General features: G+C 65.5%; 1 protein-coding gene. It reads left to right on the forward strand.

The features are described from left to right. On the forward strand, positions 1-335 hold a 335-nt coding region (locus IMZ11_RS44160; protein ID WP_228649728.1), incomplete at its 5' end, for a hypothetical protein. Positions 336-444: the final 109 nt, after the last annotated feature.

The following is a 444-nucleotide window of genomic DNA, read 5'->3' on the forward strand; positions in this document are numbered from 1 at the left end:
ATTCCAAGGTTTCCACGGTGTGGACCTGGCCGGACCGGCCCGGCGTCGCCGGCTGCGCCGCGCTGGAGGGCACCGTGTTGGTCAACCTGGTCAACGTGAAGAAGACGGTCGCCGTGCGATTGGCGCCCGATACCGGCGCGGTCACCGGTGACCCGGAGGTGGTGCGGGAGAATGTGCGCGGTCACGCGTGGGCACTACAGCTCTCGCCTGACGGCAACGTCTGGGGCGCGACGGTGAATCGAACCGCCGGAGACGCCGAGAGTTTCGACGACGTCGTCTTCCCACTGTTCCCACAGGGTGGCGGCTTCCCACGCAGCAACGCCGACAACACCTGAGGCACAACGACTTTCGGCCTGACTCAAGCAGCCGGGCGCTGGGGGTGACGCATGCGCCGAGGTCGCGACATGAATATAAAGGCCTCTGGCGAGCATCACGATCTGATAA

The organism is Microtetraspora sp. AC03309, assembly GCF_020826795.1.
GTDB classification, from domain to species: Bacteria; Actinomycetota; Actinomycetes; order Streptosporangiales; family Streptosporangiaceae; genus Microtetraspora; species Microtetraspora glauca.